Here is a 1,906-nt window from a genome sequence, read left to right as displayed (position 1 = left end):
GCTTCAGGCGAGCGCGTTGACCGACGCCAATGCGCGCGCCGCGCTGGAGGATACGCAGCGGCGGATCGGCGCGATCGCGCAGGTCCATCGCCGGCTCTATTCGGCTAACGACGTCGAAAGCGTCGACATGCGCGAATATCTTGGCGCCCTCGTTGCCGAACTCGCCACGACGCTATCGGGCGAGAGCGGCGGCCACTCGCTGCTCTGCGCTGCCGATGCGCTACGATTGCCGACCGACCGCGCGGTGTCGGTCGGGGTGATCGTGACCGAGCTGGTCACCAACGCCTGCAAATACGCATACCCGGACGGCAATGGCGATGTCCGCGTGCTGCTGAAGCAGGACGGCGAGGGATCGTTCCTGCTGGCGGTGGAGGACGATGGCTGCGGCATGCCCGAGGGGGTCGCGCCCAAGGGCACCGGGCTCGGCACCAAGCTGATCCGGGTGATGGCGCAGAGCCTGCAATCCGCGGTAAACTACGAGCCCCGCGAGGCGGGCGTCCGCGCGACGTTGCGGGCGAGTCTCGCCTGAGCGGGCGCCGGGCAAAAGTCACGAAAGTCGCACCTACACGCGTGCGTGCGGGGAGTTGCGTGGGAGGCGACCCTGATTGTGCACTCTCTACGCCACCCTGGGGAAGGCCGGGCCCCAGTAGGGAATAGAAGATAACGGAGCGCCGCTCGTCGTCACCGGAGCCTGCCCAACTGGGCCCCGGCCTTTGCCGGGGTAGTTAGACTAGAAGGGCGCACGCCGCTGCCGCAGAGTGATCGAAAACCGACGATGGGAAACAGCCGCCGATCGGCTTGATCAGCGCTGCTCCAACATTGCAAGAATGCGAGGCGCGAGGCCGCGCCCTACACGTCCAGGTTGGCGACGTTCAGCGCGTTGTCCTGGATGAACTCGCGGCGTGGCTCGACGACTTCGCCCATCAGCTGGGTGAAGATCATGTCCGCCGCCGACGTGTCCTCGGTGGTCACCCGCAGCATCGTACGAACCGAGGGATCGAGCGTGGTTTCCCACAATTGCTCGGCGTTCATTTCGCCCAGGCCCTTGTAGCGCTGCACCGCCAGGCCCTTGCGCCCCGCCGCCAGAATGGCGTCGAGCAGCTGGGACGGGCGGGCGACCAGGCTCTCGCCGCGCGCCAGCGTTGCGGTGTTGCCGCCGCCGGGAACGGTAGAGCCGTCGCCGACTTCCTCCTCGTCTTCGGCCGGCTGGGGCGTTCCGCTCGCGCGGACCAGCTTGCCGGCCTGGTTGAAGCTGTCCGCCTGTTCCGCGGACAGGGTGTGGAGCTTGCGCGCCTCCGCCGAGCCGAGGAAGGTCGCCTCGATGATGTGATGATCGGTGACGCCGCGCCACAGGCGTTCAAAATGGATACCGCCGTCCTCGGTCAGGCGCGCGGTCCACGCCGCCTCGTCGTCGCCGTAATCGAGCCGCCGCGTCACCTCGGCAACGCGATCGGCGCGCTGATCGGCGGTGAAGCTCGGGTCGAGCGCGCCGCCGAGGGCGAGGGCCTCAATGATCACCGGATCGTAACGACGCGGCACGTAGCGCATCAGCGACCGCATTCGCCGTGCATGATCGACCAGCGTCCGCAGGTCCTTGCCCGACCGCGAGCCGCCGACCGTCTCGAACACCATCGCCGAGACGCCCGCCTCGACGAGATATTCGTCGAGCGCGGCATCGTCCTTCAGATACACTTCCGACCGGCCCTTGGTCGCCTTGTACAGCGGCGGTTGGGCGATGAAGAGGTGACCGCGCTCGATCAGCTCTGGCATCTGGCGGTAGAAGAAGGTCAGCAGCAGCGTGCGGATGTGCGCGCCGTCGACGTCTGCGTCGGTCATGATGACGATCTTGTGGTAGCGCAGCTTGTCGGCGTTGAAGTCGTCGCGGCCGATGCCGGTGCCCATCGCC

General features: G+C 67.3%; 2 protein-coding genes. One reads left to right on the top strand and one right to left on the bottom strand.

Features of this window, described 5'->3' with window-relative positions:
- Window positions 1–529: sensor histidine kinase (locus VFQ64_RS14475; protein WP_325104055.1), on the top strand; the 529-nt coding region annotated here is incomplete at its 5' end.
- 320 nt (window positions 530–849) lie between these two features.
- Here the strand turns inward: VFQ64_RS14475 and VFQ64_RS14470 are convergent.
- Window positions 850–1,906: toprim domain-containing protein (locus VFQ64_RS14470; RefSeq protein WP_325104054.1), on the bottom strand; the 1,057-nt coding region annotated here is incomplete at its 5' end.

It is taken from the genome of Sphingomonas sp. (genome assembly GCF_035714405.1).
Lineage (GTDB): Bacteria > Pseudomonadota > Alphaproteobacteria > Sphingomonadales > Sphingomonadaceae > Sphingomonas.
Note: the sequence above shows the minus strand (reverse complement) of the source record. Positions and strands in the feature narration are given on the sequence as shown.